This is a genomic window from Mycoplasmoides fastidiosum (genome assembly GCF_024498275.1).
In the GTDB taxonomy this organism is placed as follows: domain Bacteria; phylum Bacillota_I; class Bacilli_A; order Mycoplasmatales; family Mycoplasmoidaceae; genus Mycoplasma_N; species Mycoplasma_N fastidiosum.
The window spans coordinates 523,928-545,286 of record NZ_CP101809.1 but is presented as its reverse complement, the minus strand read 5'-3'; the positions used below and the strand labels follow the sequence as shown (position 1 = coordinate 545,286).

The window sequence follows — 21,359 nt, the reverse complement described above, 5'->3', positions numbered from 1 at the left end:
CCAAATCATTTGGTTGATTTTTTATTTTTAATCACAGAAGCAATTAGTTGCCTAGAATTAGTTCGTGTTTTTTAGGTCTTTTTAACATTGATAGTGATTGCATTAAATTGCGTTCAAATTCGGAATTTTGTTGCAAACGGTGTTCATAAATTTGCACATAATACTTATTTAACTTCACAAATTCTCATTCAACTTCATGCGTTCAAGCAATGTATTTGGCTAGAATATCTTTTCAAACGTTTAAATAAGCAACTCAACGTTCTTGAATTTTTTGTTTGTCTTTACTGAACTCTAAACCATTCAGAATTTCATAATCTCGTAAAATTGCACTAGTTAGACGGGCGTATTTATCAGGAAACATTTTGAAAAGATTTAAAATGATTTCAACAAAACTAGGTCCAAATTTTTTTTCATGAAAAATTTGCATTTCAATTTCATCACTGATGATTTCCCAACTGAAAAACCCGGGTAGAATTTTTTCAAAATCACCCATAATTTTTTTAAAGAAATGATCTTTAAGATTGAATTCGTAATTGATTTCAGTGTACAAACGTTCAGATGGTAATTCCAAAAATTCTAAAGAAGAAGTTAGTTGTCGGTAAATGGTGTACGCGTTTTCTGTTAATTCACTCATCATTTGACAATAGTTATCATAACTTAGTTCGGGATTAACTACATACGGAGCATTATCAGTTCGTTTAGCGACAAAAATCCAGTCATTACTTAAATATTTTTGAATTAATTCGTCATTTTTATATCGTTTTTCTTTCAACATGTAACTTAGTTTGTTACGAAAAGAATTAAGAATGTTTTGTTGAAGAAAAGCAGTTTGAACAATTTTGCTGGGTTCAGAATTGGTTGGATCAACTAATTCAGTTTCAGCAACATCAAGGTTTTCATCCCGATCGGGATGAGAAGGTTTCTTTTTATTTTTGAATTTAAAAAGATTAGATAATAAATTAGCCATTGTTGCTCATAAACTTTTTAGATAAAAACATTTACTGGTACTACAAAAATACCGCTAAGCTGCATTTTAAATTAAAAAAATGGTTTCTTAGGAATTATTATTCAAACATATTTTCTTTTTGCTATTGCAAGTCAAAAATTTAGGAAGACAAAAAGAAAAATCACCTGCAAAAAACAGGTGATTTTTAACATTTATTAATTCAATCTCAAAACTAATTAGCAATTATTTTTGAGCAGCTACACCCGCTGCTGCTCCAGCTGCAGCACCACCCGTTGTTCCTCCAGCAGTTACACCTGCACCAGCAGTAACTGTTCCGGTTGTTGCTTGAGGTTTGTTAACATAATCTTTAATGAACGCATTCAAAATAGTTTGGTTTTTAGTTGCGTCTTGCATATCCGGAATATTCAATGAACCATATGCGGCTGCAAAAGTTACGCCAGAAATTGTTGCAGATGCTGAACCACTAGTTCGTTTTGTAAAAATAGTTTGTGCAGCTGCTAACGCATCATTAGCTAATTTACGGTCTGTTTCATCTTTTAACGTTGATGCAGAATAAGCAACAAAATCATCGCTAAACCCTTTATTTAAAATCACATTACTTGGTTTAGTAGAGCCTAGAGGACTGAAACGATGTGTTTCATCTTGTTTTAAAAATTCACTAGTCGCGGCTTTGTTTAACAATAATTCTGCCATTGCTTTATATGCAGTTAAACCAATCCGTTTTTCAATGGAAGTAAAGAATTTTTCTTTAAATTGGGGATAAGCTAAAGCTTGGTTAGTATCAACACCAATCACTAATTGTTCAGTATCTTTAATTGCTTCTAAAGTAGTACCGGTTAATGTTCCTGCAACTGGTAAAACCACTTGCGGAGTTTTTTCTTGCACTAATCGGGTAATTTGGGTACGGACATTTGCGTTATCAGCAAATCCGGTATTCAAAATAATTGTGTCCTGATTAAATTTCACTGGTTTAGCTTTATTAGCTTCTAAAAATGGTGTAGTCATGTTGGCATTATTTCAGTAACCAACTCCGCCTAATCAACCAGATAAGAAACTAGTCACACCCGCAAAAGTTCCCCCACCAAAACCAGTAACAAATCGTTTAGCATCATCATTTTCATATTTTTTAGCTAGATAGCCTGCAGTTGCATATCCAACCATAAATGCTGATTCTTCGGTTTTATATAATAGGCTGATGGATTGACCTTCAGGAATAATATTTGCAGGCGGAACTCAGTCCACCCCCACAACAACAATTTTATTATCGACAAATGCTTTTTTATTGCTGTCAACTTTTAACCATTTTTCTAGTTCACTGGCTTGTTGGAAACCACTTAATAACCAAATTTTTTTATTACTTCTTAAAGCAAATTGGTACTGGCCCGCTAACTCAGTTTCAGTTCTTGTTTCCTGATAAGATCCAGGCGTAATTCCTGCTTGTTGAGAAACTTTACTTACCGCTTCTCACAATGATTGGTTAAACGAATTATCATTCACTTGTCCACTAGCAGTAATTAAAGTAATTGGCAAATCTTGCACTGTTTGTGCAGCTTTAGCAGCCGCAAAAACTTGGTCTTGAGATTGCACATAACTTTGCATTCTTGCCACATCAGTAGTAGCCACTGGAGTTGCACCAACATTAACACCAGCACCACTACCACAAGCCGCTAAAATTAATGGTGATAAAATCCCCATTGTTAAACCAGTCAATAAAACTTTTGGCTTCATCATTTTTAAGTTTTTAGTCTTAAACAATTTGATTATTCCTTATTTTGAATTAAATAAAATTAAAAAAACTTTTACTTCCACAAATTTTCATTTTTTTGCTCAAGCAAAAGCTTACAATCTCACAGTTGATGGTACTAACCATTGAGTCTGCAAAACTAATTATAATTTAAATTTAATTCTGGCAAAATTTAAATCTTTTTAATGCAACAATTAAAAGGTGAATAAATATTTGACTTGGAGCAAATATCTTGATCATAAGCATTTTTTTCTAGATCTTTGTCTTCATTGAAAACAAAAATCACCTTGATTATTCAAGGTGATTTTTGTTGTTTAACTTTAATTTTTATTGAATTTATTTTGGTTTTTGCACTGGAGTAGATTGGTTTTGGTTTATGTAATTCCGAATGTAAGCATTTAAGATCATTTGATTGTTAGTGTCAATTGATACATCAGGAATATTTAAAGAACCATAAATTTCAGCTAGTTTGACATCTGGAATGTGCACAGTTGGTTTGGAACTGTGTTTGGCAAACAGTTCAGCTGCAGCTTTTAGTGCATCATTAGCTATTGCACGATCAGTGGGATCAGCTAAAGTAGAAGCGGCATAACTCACATATTCATCATCAAAACCCTTATTTAAAATGACATTACTAGGTTGCATACTGCCAACTAAATTAAACCGATTAGCAGAATCTTGTTGTAAAAATGCACTAGTATTAGCTTTGTTTAATAATAGTTCGGACAAAATTTTATAAGTTGTATAACCCAAGCGTTTTTCAATCGAACTAAAGAATTTATTTTGGTACTGTGGATAAGCTAAAGACTGATCAGTATCAACACCAACTACTAATTGGTCACTGTTTTTGGTTGCTTCTAAAGTAGTTCCAGTTAGAACACCTGCAACGGGCAAAATAATTTGGGGATGATTGTGATTAACTAAGGCATTAATTTGTGCCCGAATCGAATTATTTTCGATGAAAGCTGTATTCAGAATAATTGAATTATCATTAAATTTAACCGGTTGATTATCGGCTTTATTTGAAAAACCCGTAGTTTCATTCGTGTTGTTTCAAAATCCAATGCCACCTAATCAACCAGCCAAAAAACTGGTTACTCCCGCATCAGCAGCACCACCAAAAGCACTAACGATCCGCTTGGTTGGATCAGTCGGATATTTTTTAGATAAATAACCCGCAGTCGCATATCCAACCATAAACCCTGATTCTTCAGTGCGGTATAATAGCTCAATGCCTTGGCCAGGCGGAACAACTTCTGGATCTGGAGCTCAATCAACCCCAATTACAATGACTTGTTTGTCAATAAAAGCCTGACGATTAGCGGGAATTTTTAATCAATTGCTTAAAATTGCGCCTTGGGTGAAACCGCTTAAAACCCAGATTTTTTTATTATTACGCAAAGCTAATTGGTACTGACTAGCTAAGTTGGTATCTTCAAAAGTTTCTTGATAAGTCCCAGGAGTAATTCCTGCTTGGACACTAACTTTACTTACAGCTTCTCATAAAGATTGATTAAACGAATTATCCTGAATTTGACCTGAAGCAGTAATTAAAGTAACTGGTCAATCTTGGATTTGTTTTGCTTGTTTAGCAGTTTCAAAAACTGGGTTTTGTCGATCAATAAAATCTTGTAATCGGGCCACATCAGTAGTCGCAACTACTGGAGCACCACTGCCACAAGCAGTTAACACCATGGAACCAATCATACTGAAGCAGAAACTAGTTGCACAAATTTTTCATTGTGCTTTTTGGGATTTTTTTGGGGTGATCATTTTAAAAATTATCCTTGGCAAAATTCTGGTTTTGGTAAAACTAATCTTCGTTTTGCAAGATCAGTTCCAACATGTTTTGCCGTTTTTTTGCAACTTATCAACCATTCGTTTAGAAGAAACTTTTGGTCATTAAAATAATTATAAAATGATTCATTGTAATTTAGTTTTTTTCAAACGAACAAACCGCTTTTTAGTTAGGGATAATTCTGGTGCTCCAAAAATATTTGAACAATTGCAACTAAACTCTTGGCTAGTGCTTGACTTGTTAGAGCCCAGAAAAAAGCCAAAATTAACTACTTGATCAATTTTTTTATACTAAAATTAGAAGATATGTTAATTTAACTTGAAACGCGATTAAAATTGTGGTTTCAAAACACCATGAAGGAATGATTTTATGCCACTTTGAATGCAAATTTTGTTAGGAATTTTAATTGTAATTTCGATCATTACTGTGATCTCCATTTTTCTAACATTCCGTCGCATGGGAAATGTCACCAAAAAAATTGATTATGTGGTTGAAGATTTAACTTATAAAACTGAATCGCTCTCCACAACAATTGATGCCATCAAAGTTTTTTCTAAATACATTAGCTTGATTCAAAGTTTAACTGATGATCAAAACCCTGAAAAAAGCGAATACGTCAAACAAAACCGTAAAAAAATTATGGCATTATCCAAATATTTAAGCAAGATTGCAGAAGATAAGGAATAAAAAACTTGAACAAAGCCATTACTCCCCTATCCCACATCATGATTAAAGGGGCGCGGGAACATAATTTAAAAAACATTGATTTAAATATTCCTAAAAACCAGTTAGTTGTTATTACTGGTTTATCTGGAAGCGGTAAATCCTCATTGGCATTTGATACGGTTTATGCTGAAGGCCAACGCCGTTTTTTAAATTCATTATCAGCTTATGCCCGTCATTTTTTAGCTAGCAATAATTTTGAAAAACCCGATGTTGATTCCATTGATGGACTTTCACCAGCGATTTCGGTTAACCAAAAAAATACTAGTCACAATCCCCGGTCCACCGTTGGAACCGTCACTGAAGTGTTTGATTATTTGCGATTATTGTTTGCCCGGATTGCCACTCCAACTTGTCCCAACGGACACGGACCAATTGAAGCAATGACCATTGCTAAAATTGCTGAACAAATTACCAATTTACCCGCAGGAACTAAATTACAAATTTTAGCTCCTGTAGCCCGTCAGGAGAAAGGGACTTTTAAAAACCGGTTTCAAAAATTTAAAAACCAGGGTTATTTACGATTGATGGTTGACGGCTTAGCTTTAACTTTAGATGATGAGATCAAATTAGATCGCAACAAAGCCCACAACATTGACATTATCATTGACCGAATTGTTTTACAAAAAACCCGCGAAATTGAATCCCGGGTTTATGCTTCGGTTGAAATTGCAACTAATGAAACTAATGGTTTAGTCAATGTTCATTACATTCTGCCTGATTCTGAACAACACCAAAGCATGGATTTTTCACAAAAACACGCTTGTAAAGTTTGTGGGTTTTCCATCCCCCAATTAGAACCCCGGTTGTTTTCGTTTAATTCTCCAGTTGGAGCTTGTAAGGAATGTGATGGGTTAGGGGTAACTTTTGAACCTGATCCCGAAAAAATTTTCTTACATTCTGATTTATCAATTTTTGATGGGGGGATTGATTTTTTTAAAAACACCGTCAATACCCAATCGCTTGATTGACAACGGTTTGAGCACTTGCTAAAACACTACAAGATTGATGTTTTCAAACCTGTGAACCAATTAAGTGATCAAGAAATCGAATGAATCATGTACGGATCAGAAGAACCAATTCAAGTTAAATTAGTTTCTTCAGGTAACCGGACCCAGAATTCTTTTGATTATGTTGAAGGGGTTGGGGCGTTGATTAAACGCCGCCACTTAGAAACCCAATCTGATGCTAGTCGGGATAATTACATTAAATACATGTCTGAATACAAGTGTAAAGCTTGTAAGGGTCATAAACTATCCAAACAATCCTTAAGTTTTTTATTGAATGAGAAAAACATCATGGATGTTAGTGACATGGAAATTGAAAACACCATCAATTTTTTATTAAACCTAAAACTAACTGAAGAGCAACGAGCAATTGGGAAACTAGCTTTAAAAGAAATTGTGGATCGATTAAGTTTTTTAATTGATGTTGGTTTGGGATATTTAACCTTATCCCGAAATGCTTCAAGCTTATCAGGAGGAGAATTACAACGAATTCGGTTGGCCTCACAAATTGGATCATCGCTAACTGGTGTGTTATATGTTCTAGACGAGCCTTCGATTGGTTTGCACCAACGTGATAATTCACGGTTAATTAATGCTTTGAAGAAAATGCGCGATTTAGGTAACACCGTTTTAGTTGTGGAACATGATGAGGAAACGATGTTAGAATCTGATTACTTAATTGACATCGGTCCTAAAGCCGGGATTTTTGGGGGTGAAGTAACCGCTGCGGGTACTCCTGGTGAAGTTATGGAAAATCCCAATTCGTTAACTGGTCAATATTTATCCAAAAAAAGACAACTCTACTTGCCCCCGCGCCGTAGAATTGGGAATGGACAAGTGATTAAATTACGCGGAGCTAAAGGGAATAATTTAAAAAATGTCAATGTTGATTTTCCCTTAGGCAAATTAATTGTGGTGACTGGTCCGTCTGGAAGTGGCAAATCAACTTTAATTAATGAAACGCTAGTTAAAGGCATTAGTAAGGAATTGTTTAACCGGTTTGAAACCCCAATGCCATACGAAAGTTTAAATGGTCACCAAAACATTGAAAAAATTATTCGGGTTTCAACTAGTCCAATTAGTCGTACTTCGCGTTCTAATCCCGCTACTTACATTGGTTTATTTGATGACATCCGGGATTTGTTTGCTTTATTACCCGAATCAAAAGCCCGTAATTACTTAAAGGGTCGGTTCTCTTTTAATGTTCGGGGAGGACGGTGTGAAACTTGTGAGGGTGAAGGAGTGCGTAAAATTGAAATGTATTTTCTGGCTCCAGTTTATGTCACTTGTGAAGCATGTAATGGCAAAAAATACAACCAGGAAACTTTGGACATTAAATACCATGATAAATCAATTTATGATGTTTTAGACATGACCGCCATTGAAGCTTTAGAGCTCTTTAAAAACATCCCCACTATTCGTGATAAACTTCAACTCATGTGTGATGTGGGAATTGATTATTTAAAACTAGGCGCGACTGCTAGCAGTTTGTCTGGTGGAGAAGCCCAACGGATTAAATTAGCTAAGTTTTTACAAAAAAAATCCCAAGGTAATGCCTTGTTTGTTTTAGATGAACCAACTACGGGTTTACACGTTCATAACATTGGTTATCTAATTGACATTTTGAACCGCATTGTTGATCGGGGTGATACAGTGATTGTGATTGAACATAATCTAGAACTAATTAAAATGGCTGATCACATCATTGATTTAGGTCCTGAAGGTGGTAAATTAGGCGGGCAAGTTTTAGCCACTGGCACCCCCGAACAAATTTGTACCACTGCTAATCCAACCCATACCGCAAAATATTTGGCTCCATATTTAAACCTTGATAAATAACAATGAAACCAGTTAATCAAACTACCAGTTTATACAATAAATACCGCCCCCAAGCCTTTAAGGATTTAGTTGGTCAAGATATTATTAAAGAAATTCTTGTGAACGCAATTAAATCTCATAAAGTTGATCGGGCCCATATTTTTTCTGGTCCCCGGGGAACTGGGAAAACTTCGTGTGCCCGGATTTTTGCCAAAGCCGTTAATTGTTTAAACTTTAGAAATGACATTTGTAACAAGTGTGTTAATTGTGGCAAAATTGATGAAAACCAAACTAATGATTTAATTGAATTAGATGGTGCTTCGAATAACGGGGTTGAAGCAATTCGGCAGTTAGTCGATAATGCTTATTATTTACCCGCTGATTTAAAAATTAAAGTCTTCATCATCGATGAAGCCCACATGTTAACTACTAATGCTTGAAATGCTTTATTAAAAATTGTTGAAGAACCACCCCAACATGTGATGTTTATTTTCTCAACCACCGAGTTCAATAAAATCATTCCCACAATTCAATCGCGGTGCATGAAACACTATTTCTTTTTAATGGATCAACCCTTGTTAGTTCAACAAATTAATCAAGTGTGTGAACGTGAAAAATGCGCGATTGAACCGGCTGCTGCAGCTAAGTTAGCCCAGTTAGCTGATGGTTCACTACGTGATTGTTTAAGCTTGTTAAGTCAAATTATTATTTTTAGCAATCACAATATTAGTTTAAAAAAAGTTGAAGAAGCATTATTTTTAGTTGATCAAGCAACTAAAATTAAGATCTTAAAACATTTATTTGCTGCTGATTTAAACCAAACATTAACATTAATTGAACAATTGCATCATGAGGGCTATCAGCTGCACAGTTTCCTTCACGAAATCAATGCTTTACTAGTTGATTTATGGGTTTATGCCACCACAAACCAAAGTTCTTATTTAACCCAATTAAGTTTAGCTGAATTACAAAGTTTGAAATTTACACATGTTCCGTTAGCTGATTGAATTGAAATTTTAGAACACGCTGAGCAACAATTACGGCGCGATAAAAATAATTTTTTAACGATTAAAATTGCGTTATTAAAATTGTTTAATAGTTTTAATAAAGTCCCAATTGCACAACCTAATTATTCGCCCATTCAACCCATTAACCCAACAGTGAACTCATCTCCGAAATTAAATCAACCTGTTTCCACCAATTCAGCAACTGATCCGTTTGCTCAAGCTAATTTTCGACAGCAACAAACCCAATCAACCACTAAACCACCAGCAGAATTACCCCCGCTTGCAGAACCTGATTTTTCACCAGTACAACCAAGTTATGAAGAAACTGCGGGAATCGAACCAACTCAATCACTCTCCCCATATCAACTTAATCCTGACACATTCAAAACTAAAACTTTATTTGTCAATAAACCCGAAATTTTTGAATCACTTAAAAATACCGTACCAACCCAAACCATCAAACCCGATCCGTTACCCGCTCCAGTTGAGGTCTTTGATTTTGCTAATGAACCGGTTGATTTTCGCAGTGAAGAAAATTTAATTTTGTGAACTTTGAATAATTTAGATAAAAATTTATCAACCCAATTAATTGCAAAAACTAATGAATTATTAACAACTGCTGAAGTAGATGGTGATTTAGTTTGGTTAAAAAATAGTTTCAGTGAATTAGTCAAAAATAAATTTGCAATTCTAGCAGCACCAACCGGAATTTTATTATGTTTTGATAATCTGATCAGTTCACGCAAATTTAATAAACAGGCTAAAACCGAACAATACTTAACCATTTTGAATAATTTTTTTAACACCCAAGCCTACTGAATTAGTGTTCACTTTCCCAAATTAAATGATTGAACCAAAATGCGTAAACTTAAATCCACTATTCCTGTGCCAGTTTATCAACCCGATGCCCCCCAGAAAACTTTGGATAGTTTTTTAAGTGAAATTAAGCTAAAAACTGAATAAAATTAAACCAGAAAAAATCAAGAAGATACAACCATGAAAGACCCACGTGTACTCAAACGTTTGATTGATGAAGCTAAAAAAACCCAAAAACGTTTGGAAGAAGAACTGACTAAATTTGAATCCCAAGTTTATGAACAAACTTTTGGCGCAGATCATGTCAAAATTGAAATTAAGGGTAATTTAGAAATTAATAAAATCGAAATTAACCCCGCTTTATTAGAAGATAAAGAAATGCTAGAAGAAATTGTGACTGATGCGGTTAATACAGTAGTAAGAAGCATTTCTGAAGCGCGTAAACATATCGAAGAAGAATTAATGCCTAAAAATAATTTGTTCTAACCTGTGTATACCAAAAAATTAGATCAACTCATTGATAATCTGAAAAAACTCCCCGGAATTAGTACTAGAGGAGCAGAAAAAATTGCGTTTCACTTACTGTACCAAGATCCAATCAACATTGATTTATTAGTTAAAAGCATTTATGATCTACAAACTAAATCCCAGTTTTGTAATCAATGTAATTTTTTAGTTGATCAGTCTGATTCAGATTTGTGCCAACACTGCATTAACCCCCAACGGAACCACCAAAAAATTTGTTTAGTTCCTTCGCTATTTGAAGCGTTTAAAATTGAAAATGCCAAAATTTATGATGGACTTTATTATGTTTTTAATGGTGAGTTATCATTAAAAAATAACCAAAATTTAACCACTTTGGATTTAGATCGTTTAATTCACTGGTTAAAACAAATGCCTGATAAAGCAACAACTGAAATTATTATTGCCACCAACCCAACTACTGATGGACAGTTTACCGCAAAAAAATTAGCCGAATTAATTTGTGGAATTGATCCCCAAATTAAAATCTTTCGGTTGGGGTTTGGGTTGCCTTATAATTCGCAAATTAATTATGTTGATGATATTTCTTTAGAACAATCATTAACCCACAAGCAAGAAATTCGGATTGCAGAAAAAAAGGATCCTTTCCAACATTAAGAAATTATGACCAGAATCTATAGTGATCAAGAAAAAATTCGTCGTGAAAAATTAAATGAATTAATTAATCACAACCTTAATCCCTACTTAATTGAAACGATTACAACAAACACAAATATCGCTTCACTAACCCAACAATTTAGCCAAGCTGCAGCTGAAGAATTGCTAATTCAAACCACACCATGAACTTTAACCGGACGGGTTATGGCAATTCGTCAAACTTTTTTAGTGCTAAAAAAAGAGAATGCGAAATTACAAATTTATTTCAACAAAAAACATTTAGATCCCCTTATTTTAGATCAATTAAAAAAATATGTTGATATTGGTGATTTGTTATGGGTGGAAGGAAATTTATTTTTCACAAAGTTAGGCGAACTAACTTTGAATGTCCAGAACTTTCAAATTATTGCCAAATGTTTGCATCCTTTACCTGAAAAACACCATGGTTTAAAAGATCCTGAATTACGATTGCGCAAACGTTATTTAGACGCAATTGTTAATGATGAAATTTTAGCCACTTTTAAAATGCGTTCACAAGTGATTAATTACATGCGAGAATTTTTAGTCCAAGATGGTTATTTAGAAGTAGAAACTCCGTTTTTAAATCCCACTTTAGGCGGTGCAGCTGCTCGACCTTTTATTACTAAACACAACACTTTAGATCAAGATTTTTATTTACGCATTGCTTTAGAACTACCCCTGAAAAAAATGGTAGTAGCGGGGTTTGATAAAGTTTTTGAAATCGGACGGTGTTTTCGTAATGAAGGGATGGATGCAACACATAATCCTGAGTATACCAGTTTAGAAATGTACACTGCTTTTGAAGGCATGGAACAAACGATCAACCGGTGCGAAGCTTTAGTAAAATACATTAGTGCCAAAACCCAAATCCATCAAGTACACTGAAACCAAGTTGATATTGATTTAACCCCACCATTCCAACGTGTTAGTATGGCTGAATTAGTGAAAGCTAAAACTGGGATTGATTTTTACCACGAAACAGTCAATTTAGACCAGGCTTTAAAATTAGCTGATCAATACCAAATTAGTTTAAAACCGCACCAAAAAACCGTGGGACACATTTTTACTTTATTATTCGAACACTTGTGTGAAGCTGATTTAATTCAACCAACTTTTGTTTATGGTCATCATAAAGATGTTTCTCCTTTAGCTAAAGCAGATCCGCACCATCCTGATTTCACTTTGCGGTTTGAATTGTTTATTGGTAAAAAAGAAATTGCTAATGGGTTTGCTGAATTGAACGATCCCATTGACCAATTAAACCGGTTTGAAGCCCAATTACAAGAAGCTTCATTAGGGAATGATGAAGCTAATGAAATTGATCATGAGTTCATTGATGCTTTAGAATATGGTTTAGTACCTACAGGCGGGTTAGGAGTGGGGGTTGATCGGTTAGTAATGATTTTCACCCAGCAAGATACCATTAAAAATGTTATTTTCTTCCCCCATTTAAAAAAGGAAAATAAATAAATTCTATGAATACGAATTTGAAAATGACCCAAAGTGATTTATTAGCCATTATGAAAGAATATGGGTTATTGCTTTCGTTTTTTACAAACTTTTTTGTTAAAGAAAAAAAGCTTTTTCAAATTCAACAACCAGCAATTAAATTAGCTGATCGCAATGAGTATGAAAACATTTTAAAAGAAATTTATTTTTCTAATTTAACCACTGGACAGCAAATGCAAATGATCCATGATTACAATCATTATTTGCACACTTTTTTCATTCGGCTTTTTAACGAATTTCCCTTTGGGGTTTTTTCGTTTATTAAAAAAATTAATAAGGATGCTGATCTTAGTAATGACTTGTTAATTAACCAATGGTTTTTAACTAAAATTAAACGCGATGAATTTCGTCATGATTTAGATGATCTATTACGATTCATGAATGATTTTTGGGAATTGTTCATGATTTTTGTACAAAATGATTACACCATTAAAAATAGTTTATGAACGAAGTTTTACCAAACTTATTTAGAACATTTTAAATTCCGGAAAGAAGATGCCATCCATTACCAGTATTTTCATGATGAAGTTCGCAAAATGGAAACTGAGAAAAAACTCTTTTTAGTTTATGATGTGGGAAAACTAAACCAAACATTTTATAACCCTAATCATTTAGCAACTCCATCTAATTTCTATACAGTTTTTTTAAAAGAAACTAAACACCAGTATGTTCCGTTAATGTATGGTTATTGGTCTGAAGATCAACAAAATCATGAACACCAATTTTTATCTTTGGGTTTTAATTTTGAAGCCTTTTTAATGATTTATTCCCAACTGAAAAAAATTGAAGAACTTAATTTTTTACACGTCCAATAAACCAATTTAAAACATGAACCTTACAAAGTAAGGTTCATGTTTTTTTGCATAATCTTTTTTGTGCTATAATTCATTATTAAAGTTTTTAGTTACTTTTTTCATCCCTGATTCTAACTAAAACTAACAAATAAATTTCCCCCCATCAAACAGTGAGTTCGAGGTCTTAATGGAGCAAATCACTTCTGATAATTCAGCCGAAAATGATGATGTTGCTGTGCAATTATCCGACATTAATTTTGGTTATATTGAAAACAAACCAACTGTAAAAGCGATTAACTTCACCATTACCAAAGGTAAATATGTTTGTTTAATTGGGCATAATGGTTCTGGTAAATCAACCCTTTCTAAAATTTTAATGGGGTTATTAAAACCTTGAACTGGAACCGTGAAAATTTCCAACCAAATTTTAAGTGTTGCAACTTTAAAAGAGATTTTGAATTACATGGGGTTAATCTTTCAAAACCCCGATAACCAATTCATTGGTTTAAGTGCTGAAGATGATATTGCTTTCGGATTAGAAAACCGCAAAGTGCCTCGGGATGTGATCGTAGAAATTATTCGGCTCATTTCTGAATTCATGAACATTGAAGATCTCTTGCATAAAAATGCTACTGAATTATCAGGTGGTCAAAAACAAAAAGTAGCAATTGCTTCAATTTTAGCCATTAACCCTGACATTGTGATTTTTGATGAAGCAACTTCAATGTTAGATACTTTTTCTAAAGAAGAAATCAAATTATTAATGGCCACACTAAGTCGGGAATACAAAAAAACCGTGATTTCGATTACCCACGATATGGAAGAGGTCATTAATTGTGATGAAGCAATCGTGTTAAAAAACGGCGAATTAATTGCGATCATGCCTCCTGAGCAATTATTTAAAAATCCCGAATTCTTATTAAGTGCTAATTTGGATTTACCCTTTACAATTGGTTTGAATCATGAACTAGCTAAACAAGGCGTTAAAACTGCTTATACAACTGATTTAACCGAATTAATTGCTTCCATGAAACGAGCTTAAAATGACCCCAACAAAAAAGTTTTTTGCAATTAAAACCGAACAAATTCAGTATTTACAAACATCCCACAAAGAACAAGCCGAATCATTATTACGTCATTTGTTTAATCGATTCAAATGATCATATTTAATTTATTTCACTTCTACTTACCGCTCCGCCCGAAAAGCCGCAATTGAATTCACTAAAAATTTTCGCATTAGTGATGATGATGCAATTGTAGTGCAAGATTTAAATGCTTATTACACCGACTTTCACCTCCGTGAATTTCAAGTTTTAAAAAACATCAATTTTACTTTTAAAAAAAATAAAATTTATTGCATTATTGGGAATTCAGGTTCAGGGAAAACGACTTTAGCAAATCACTTTAACGGGTTGTTAAAAAGTGCTTATGGCAATGTTTATTTAACTAACGAAAACAAAATTCTTTTCTACCAAAAAAAGATTCGTAATTATAAAAAAATTCGGTTAAACATTGGTAGTGTAATGCAAAGTCCTGAAAACCAATTATTTAAAGAAACTGTGTTAAAAGATGTGTCATTTGGACCCAAAATTTTAGGCATTCCAAAGGATGAAATTTTAGCTCGCTCAGCAACCGCATTATTAGATATGGGGATTGGCGAAAACTTTTTTAATTCTAATCCGTTTAATTTATCCGGAGGCCAAAAGCGTAAAGTTGCTTTAGCTGGGATTTTAGCGATTGATCCGCGCATCATCATTTTTGATGAACCAACTGTAGGTTTAGATCCTTATTCTGAAAAGAAAACCATTGAAATGATTGCTAATCTGAAACAAGATGGCAGAACTTTAATTGTGATTAGTCATAATATGGATCATGTCCTAGAAATTGCGGATCATGTTATTTTATTGGATAAGGGAGAAATTGTTCATGAAGCCCCCACTTTTGAATTTTTTCAAAATTACCAGTTATTGGATAAACTGAACATTGCTTTGCCCCGAATCATTACTTCAATTAATCAGTTTGTAAAAAAAGATCAGCAATTTTGCCAACTTTGAAATCTACAGCCCCGTACGGTAACTGAATTAGCCCAACATGTTGCCCAAATATTTTTAGCAAAGGATTAAAGTCATGAATAATTACGTTCACAATAATTCAATCATTCATAAACTTAATCCCATTATTAAAGTCATCATCTTTTTATTAATTGCTGTTTTGATTTTTTTAAAAACTGATTTTTTAATTCAAATCATTTTGATGATTTTATCAATTGGGGCTTTTTTTGCGGCTAAACTATCCTTTAAAACTTTCCGCCATTTAATGTTAATTTATTTAGTCACGTTCATTATTTTGGGCATCATTAATTTTGTGGGCCAAAAAAATCCCTTAGTAATTACGGCTGAAGAACTAGCTACAGCTAAAGTTTTGCCAACTAAAATCGAAATTCCGCACAACTATGCATGGGCTGGTGATTTGTATGGGGGGGCAATTGTCACTGATCACCAAAATCCGAACTTCGCTTTAATTTTTAATATTACCCCTGATCCAAGCCAAAACATTTTTACTGTTGTACGGGATTATATTAATCAGTGAGCAATCCAAAATAATTTTTATAATTCTCATCCCGGGTTTAGTGTGGAAGATTTGAAAATCAGTATTATTGATCGGGTGGAATCTGCCACTGCAGCAACTGAAACCAATCACACCCAGCTAGTTCACGCAATTGGTTATTTCATGAAACCATATGGATTAAGTCAATTTGCCTGAATTTCTGCGTTTTATGTTTCTAATAAAATTTTGATGATCGTGATTGCTTCAACAATTTTAACTTTTGCCACTTCCACGATTGAATTAACTTATGCATTTGAAAATTTATTACGACCATTAAAATTAATTCGGTTTCCTGTTAACGAATTAGCAATGATTATTTCTGTTGCTTTACGGTTTATTCCCTCTTTAATTAGCGAATCATTCCGCATTATGAATGCTCAGGCGAGTCGGGGCATTGATTTTCGTAACGGTAAATTTTTCGAAAAAATTTCTTCCATTGTTTCTTTAATTGTCCCGTTGTTCACAATTGCGTTTATTAAAGCTGATGATTTAGCTAATGCCATGACCGCACGTTCTTATAATCCACGGTACAAGCGTTCCCAATTCCGCACTTTTTCGCTGCACTCTGGGGAATTGATCATGTTTGGGTTATTTGTGATTTTCATGACAATTGCTTATCATCTAACTTCTAATTCGTTTGTGTTTGGACCTTTAGGTTTAGCAAATTACTTAATTGTTTTAGGAATTTAGTGTTTGGTGCATCATGACTGCTGTTAAGCAAACTTGAACCACTTTTCGAATTGATTTGGCTTATCATGGCGCTTTATTTGCTGGGTATGCAATCCAACCCCAACCCCTTCGGACCGTTCAAGCCGAATTACAAACCCGTTTATCATTTTTGTTTCAACAAGACATTAAACTGTTAGCTTCAGGGCGAACCGATGCTTTAGTCCATGCTTATCACCAGGTTTGTTCATTTCGCGTTAAGGGACCAACACCGATTAGTCCGGTTAATATTTACCAATTTTTACAAAAAACCGCGCCTGATATCCACATTTTGCGAGTTAATTTAGTTGATAATAGTTTTCACGCCCAAAAATCGGTTCGTTCTAAAACCTACCAATACATCATTCAAAAGCAATTTGATCTAACCAAAGTTCATCTCACATATTTGTATGATGGTCCTATTGATGTATTAAAATTACAAAGATGTTTAGACTTGTTTGTTGGCACGCATGATTTTTATTCGTTTACGACCAGTCCCAACCAAACATCCACGATCCGCACAATTAATTGGATTAAAGTCAAAACAACTAAAACCCAAATCATTATTTCCATTAATGGCAACGGGTTTATGCGTTATATGGTGCGCATGTTAGTTGGTTCAGCATTCATGTATGCCACCAACAAAATCCATTTAAGTAGCGTCCAGGCAAAACTAATACAACCCCAAAAAGGAAGTGCGATTTATAAAATGCCTGGATCAGGTTTATACTTAAAAAAAATTTATTATTAATAAAATCGGTTCAAAATGTCAACTGGTATATCGATCTTTGTTTATGTTATTGTGATTATTCTTTTCTTAATTGGGAGTGGTTTTGTTTCAGCTTTAGAAACTTCTTACACTAGTATTAGTGAAGTTTCATGACGCTTGTATTTAAAAAATTTTGAAGATAAACGTTTAAAAGTCTCAATCAAAATTGCTAACTTGTTACTGAAAAAATACTCGATCACTGTGGCCATGTCCTTGCTGGTGAACAATGTTTTAGCAGTTGGAGCTGCTACTTTTACGGTTGTGTGATTAACCCCCATGGCTGGTGAAACCGTTGCTGGATTGATTTCATTAATTTTAATTACGATCTTACTGGTTTTGTTTGGGGATTTTGTGCCCAAAAATTTAGTTAAACGCCACGGCATTAGTTTTGTGATTTGAACCAGTTATCCTTCGTTTGTGTTATGAATTATTTTCTTTCCAATTACTTATTGATTTGGGTTGTTATTTAAAAATAACAACAATAAAGAAGAAATTTCCCGAGAAATGATTGATAATTTAACCGATGTCGCTTATGATGAAAAAGTGATTGATCATCACGAAGCCGAACTAGTTTCTTCAGCTTTAGAACTCAATGATAAAGTAGTCAGTGCTTTCATGTCGAATAACACTGTTTTTGGTTATCGTGATAATTCGCTTACTGATTTATTAAAAATTTATAACGAATACAAATACACCCGAATTGTGATTTTGCAAAAAAACGGGGAAGTTTATGGCACGTTAAATTACAAATTATTGCTTGATTTAATGATTGATCCGCAGGGTCAAATTAAACCTGAAACCGATATTAAAATTGATGATGCGATTACTGAAGCCCTTTATTTACCAGCCAACATGAAACTAGATGATGCTTTACGCACAATGCAACATTTTCACAACCACATTGCAGTGGTGACCAATAACAAAGATTCCAAAGAAATGATCGGGGTGATCTCAATTGAAGATATCTTAGAAGAATTAGTGGGTGAAATTTATGATGAGAACGATGATTCTGATGATATTCGGCCAATTAATGATATTGACTGAATCATTGAACAGCGCGCTTTAGCTGTCAATATTGTCAAAAAACTAAATTTAGCTAATTCAATCACTTTTTTTATTCCCCCCAAAATGCGCGCTCGGGAATTTTTCATTCAGTATTTCAAAACCCCCCACTTAAAACTCGAACAAGTTTATAAAAACCAAAACGTGAGCTTAAAAGTCAGTCAAGGACTTGATTCCCGTAAATACCGCTATTTTGTGACTGTAGATGAAATCGTGGAAAATCATGACGAGAAAATGAAGTTTTCGCTTAAAGATTTCTGATTAAAAAAACAAACCCGCAAAATCACTAATTAATATTCCAAGTTTTATTTGTTGACCATGTCTAAAAAAGTTTATATTACCACTCCCATTTACTACCCTTCAGCTCAACCCCATATTGGCCATTTGTACACCACTTATTTAGCTGATGCACTAAAAGATTATTACCAACTAATTGGCTATGATGCTTACTTCTTGACAGGAACTGATGAACACGGTCAAAAAATTGAACAAGCCGCTAAACAAGCCCAACTGGATCCGTTAACTTACATTTCCCAGTATGTCGAAATTTTTCAAGATCTTTGAAAAAAAATGAACATTAACTACAACCAATTCATTCGAACCACTGATCCACAACACCAACAAACTGTACAAAAAATCTTTCAAAAACTTGAAGATTTAGATTTAATTTATGCGGGAACTTGAACCGGATGATATTGTATTTCTTGTGAAGAAAACTATACTTTAGATAAAGCCCAGGAAATTGATGGTCAATGATATTGTGTCTTTGGTCACCAGTTAATTGAACAAAATGAACCATCACTTTTTTATAAAATTAGCCAGTTCCAAAATTGGTTAAAAACTTATTATCAAACTCATGATTTTTTATTTCCAGCTAACCGGAAGCACGAGTTATTAAATAACTTTATTGATAATGATTTAGAAGATTTATCAGTTTCCCGTACTAAATTTCAGTGGGGAATTCCGATTTTATCCCATCCTGATCATGTTATTTATGTTTGGATTGATGCGCTTTGTAATTACATTAGTGCTTTAGGTTATTTAACCGAAGATGATCAATTATTCCAAAAATACTGGAATGATCCAACCACTAAAATCATTCATATTACGGCTAAAGAAATTTCCCGGTTTCATGCCATTTACTGACCTATCATTCTGAAGAGTTTAGATTTACGGTTATTTGATAAACTGATTTCACACGGTTGAATTTTAATGAATAACACCAAAATGTCTAAATCATTAAAAAACGTTATTGATCCGTTTTTTCTAGCCCAGCATTTCCCGCATGATGGGATTCGTTATTTCTTATTATCCTTTAGTTTAGAACGTGATAATAATTTTAGCTACCACGAACTAATTGCCAATTACAACACTAATATTGTTAATACTTATGGCAATTTAATTTCACGACTAGTGGGGATGTTAAAAAAATATACCAATGGTCAAGTTCTTCATTTTAGTTTGGAACAATTAAGTAGTCCCTTACAAACCATTGAACAAAATTTACAAGCTTTTTTAACCACATTTCCTAGTTTAGTGGAAGCTGATAATCCTAAAGTAATTTTAGAGCGCATGAACCAATTGATTGTGGAGAGTAGTAAAATTATTGAAATTTTAAAACCTTGGGAATTATGAAAAAATAATGAGCACACTCCAGTTCAACAGTTATTGTTTGTTTTATACAAATTAGCAGTCATTAGTTGTTTTGTTTACCAACCAGTTTTAAAAGACAGTTTCCAACAAGCAAAAACCATATTAGGCTTAGCTGGAATTGATTTAACTTACCAATGATTATTAGATCATCAAAGTTGAATTAATTTGGCAATTAATCATGAAGTATCGGCTATTTTATACCAACGCTTAGAATTAGATTATTTCGAAAAACTGGTTGATAATGAATAATTCAACAACCAAAAAATTACAAAAAATTCATCACACGGTTCAAGCAGATTTTGCTGGCTATCGGTTAGATAAAATTTTCCGACTACTACAACCCCAGTGATCCAAAGTTTTTTTGTATAAGCTAATTAACAAAAAAACTGTGTTAGTTAACCACAAACGTACCAGAGCAAACTATCATTTACAAGCAGGTGATGTGATTAGTTATTATGGGGCTGTTAATGTTCAACCCAATCAAGAACAAGTTTTCAATCATAAACAACTGCAAAAACTTCCTCCCTTAAATGTGGTCTATGAAGACGAGTATGTGATTATTGTCAACAAACCAGCTAAAGTTCCGGTTCAACCAAGTTTACACAAAAAATATGACACCATGAACAACCGGTTGTTGAATCACTTAAATTTTGACGCAACAACCCAAAAATTTAAACCGGTTTTTATTCATCGTTTGGATATGAACACTACGGGATTATTAATTGGTGCTAAAACTTATCAAGCTTATCACCAATTAGTCAGCCTATTAAAAAACCAACAAATTATAAAAAGTTATCATTGTTTAGTTTGGGGTCAAGTGAGTCCAGACAAACAGGAGTTACAACATTATTTATTTAAAGATGCTACTAAAAACCGTTCGTTTGTTGTTCATGCACAACATCCTGGTGCTAAATTAGCTAGTAGTTTGTTGCAACTAGAACAAGTTTGGTCACAACAATCTTTAGTTCAAGTCACTTTAAAAACGGGACGAACCCACCAAATTCGGGTACAATTAAGCCATCTGCATTACCCAATTTGTGGCGACCGCAAATACGGGATGCATCCCCAAAATAAACTATTCCCAACCCAAGCTTTAGTTGCTTCAGGATTAGTATTTCAGCCAACTGAATGAACCAAAGAATTACAAGGATTGAAAAAGCGATTTCAACTTTTCGATCACTGGTTTACTAATCCAAAATACATTCTTTAAGCAATTACG

17 protein-coding genes are annotated in these 21,359 nt (G+C 33.7%); 14 read left to right on the top strand and 3 right to left on the bottom strand.

Annotated features, from left to right (window positions below; all coding sequences use genetic code 4):
- Positions 1-43: 43 nt before the first annotated feature.
- From NPA10_RS01675 to NPA10_RS01665, 3 genes are all read right to left on the bottom strand, one after another.
- Positions 44-967, bottom strand: coding sequence for a hypothetical protein (locus NPA10_RS01675; protein WP_256547809.1), 924 nt, complete (start codon positions 965-967; stop codon positions 44-46).
- 222 nt (positions 968-1,189) lie between these two features.
- Entirely contained in the window at positions 1,190-2,698 is a 1,509-nt protein-coding gene (locus tag NPA10_RS01670) for a BMP family ABC transporter substrate-binding protein (RefSeq protein ID WP_256547808.1), read from the bottom strand.
- 349 nt (positions 2,699-3,047) lie between these two features.
- Positions 3,048-4,484: a type 1 periplasmic-binding domain-containing protein gene (locus NPA10_RS01665; protein ID WP_256547807.1), complete on the bottom strand. Its 1,437-nt coding sequence runs from the start codon at positions 4,482-4,484 to the stop codon at positions 3,048-3,050.
- Positions 4,485-4,878: 394 nt separating this feature from the next.
- Here NPA10_RS01665 and NPA10_RS01660 point away from each other — a divergent pair, with 394 nt between their 5' ends.
- From NPA10_RS01660 to NPA10_RS01595, 14 genes are all read left to right on the top strand, one after another.
- Positions 4,879-5,196, top strand: coding sequence for a hypothetical protein (locus tag NPA10_RS01660; protein ID WP_256547806.1), 318 nt, complete (start codon positions 4,879-4,881; stop codon positions 5,194-5,196).
- Between the two features lie 38 nt (positions 5,197-5,234).
- Positions 5,235-8,078 (top strand): excinuclease ABC subunit UvrA, encoded by a 2,844-nt coding sequence (gene uvrA / locus NPA10_RS01655; RefSeq protein ID WP_256547860.1) that lies wholly within the window; start codon positions 5,235-5,237, stop codon positions 8,076-8,078.
- A 2-nt stretch (positions 8,079-8,080) separates the two neighbouring features.
- Positions 8,081-10,027 carry a DNA polymerase III subunit gamma/tau gene (dnaX, locus tag NPA10_RS01650; RefSeq protein WP_256547805.1) on the top strand — a complete coding sequence of 649 codons (1,947 nt, stop codon included), beginning with the start codon at positions 8,081-8,083 and terminating at the stop codon, positions 10,025-10,027.
- A 33-nt stretch (positions 10,028-10,060) separates the two neighbouring features.
- Entirely contained in the window at positions 10,061-10,366 is a 306-nt protein-coding gene (locus NPA10_RS01645) for a YbaB/EbfC family nucleoid-associated protein (protein WP_256547804.1), read from the top strand.
- 3 nt (positions 10,367-10,369) lie between these two features.
- Positions 10,370-11,020, top strand: coding sequence for a toprim domain-containing protein (locus NPA10_RS01640; protein ID WP_256547803.1), 651 nt, complete (start codon positions 10,370-10,372; stop codon positions 11,018-11,020).
- Between the two features lie 6 nt (positions 11,021-11,026).
- Positions 11,027-12,511: a lysine--tRNA ligase gene (lysS, locus tag NPA10_RS01635; protein ID WP_256547802.1), complete on the top strand. Its 1,485-nt coding sequence runs from the start codon at positions 11,027-11,029 to the stop codon at positions 12,509-12,511.
- 5 nt (positions 12,512-12,516) lie between these two features.
- Entirely contained in the window at positions 12,517-13,365 is an 849-nt protein-coding gene (locus tag NPA10_RS01630; protein WP_256547801.1) for a hypothetical protein, read from the top strand.
- A gap of 166 nt (positions 13,366-13,531) precedes the next feature.
- Positions 13,532-14,386, top strand: coding sequence for an ATP-binding cassette domain-containing protein (locus NPA10_RS01625; RefSeq protein ID WP_256547800.1), 855 nt, complete (start codon positions 13,532-13,534; stop codon positions 14,384-14,386).
- 1 nt (position 14,387) lies between these two features.
- Positions 14,388-15,467 (top strand): ATP-binding cassette domain-containing protein, encoded by a 1,080-nt coding sequence (locus NPA10_RS01620; protein ID WP_256547799.1) that lies wholly within the window; start codon positions 14,388-14,390, stop codon positions 15,465-15,467.
- A gap of 4 nt (positions 15,468-15,471) precedes the next feature.
- On the top strand, positions 15,472-16,641 hold the full coding sequence (locus tag NPA10_RS01615) for an energy-coupling factor transporter transmembrane component T family protein (RefSeq protein ID WP_256547798.1): 1,170 nt from the start codon (positions 15,472-15,474) through the stop codon (positions 16,639-16,641).
- 13 nt (positions 16,642-16,654) lie between these two features.
- A complete protein-coding gene (gene truA / locus NPA10_RS01610) occupies positions 16,655-17,407 on the top strand; it encodes a tRNA pseudouridine(38-40) synthase TruA (protein WP_256547797.1) in 753 nt (250 codons plus the stop codon).
- Positions 17,408-17,422: 15 nt separating this feature from the next.
- Positions 17,423-18,781, top strand: a complete 1,359-nt coding sequence (locus NPA10_RS01605) for a CNNM domain-containing protein (RefSeq protein ID WP_256547796.1) — start codon at positions 17,423-17,425, stop codon at positions 18,779-18,781.
- Positions 18,782-18,805: 24 nt separating this feature from the next.
- Positions 18,806-20,389: a methionine--tRNA ligase gene (metG, locus tag NPA10_RS01600; RefSeq protein ID WP_256547795.1), complete on the top strand. Its 1,584-nt coding sequence runs from the start codon at positions 18,806-18,808 to the stop codon at positions 20,387-20,389.
- On the top strand, positions 20,382-21,350 hold the full coding sequence (locus NPA10_RS01595; protein WP_256547794.1) for an RluA family pseudouridine synthase: 969 nt from the start codon (positions 20,382-20,384) through the stop codon (positions 21,348-21,350). Before metG ends, NPA10_RS01595 begins: the two co-directional genes overlap by 8 nt.
- Positions 21,351-21,359 lie beyond the last annotated feature (9 nt).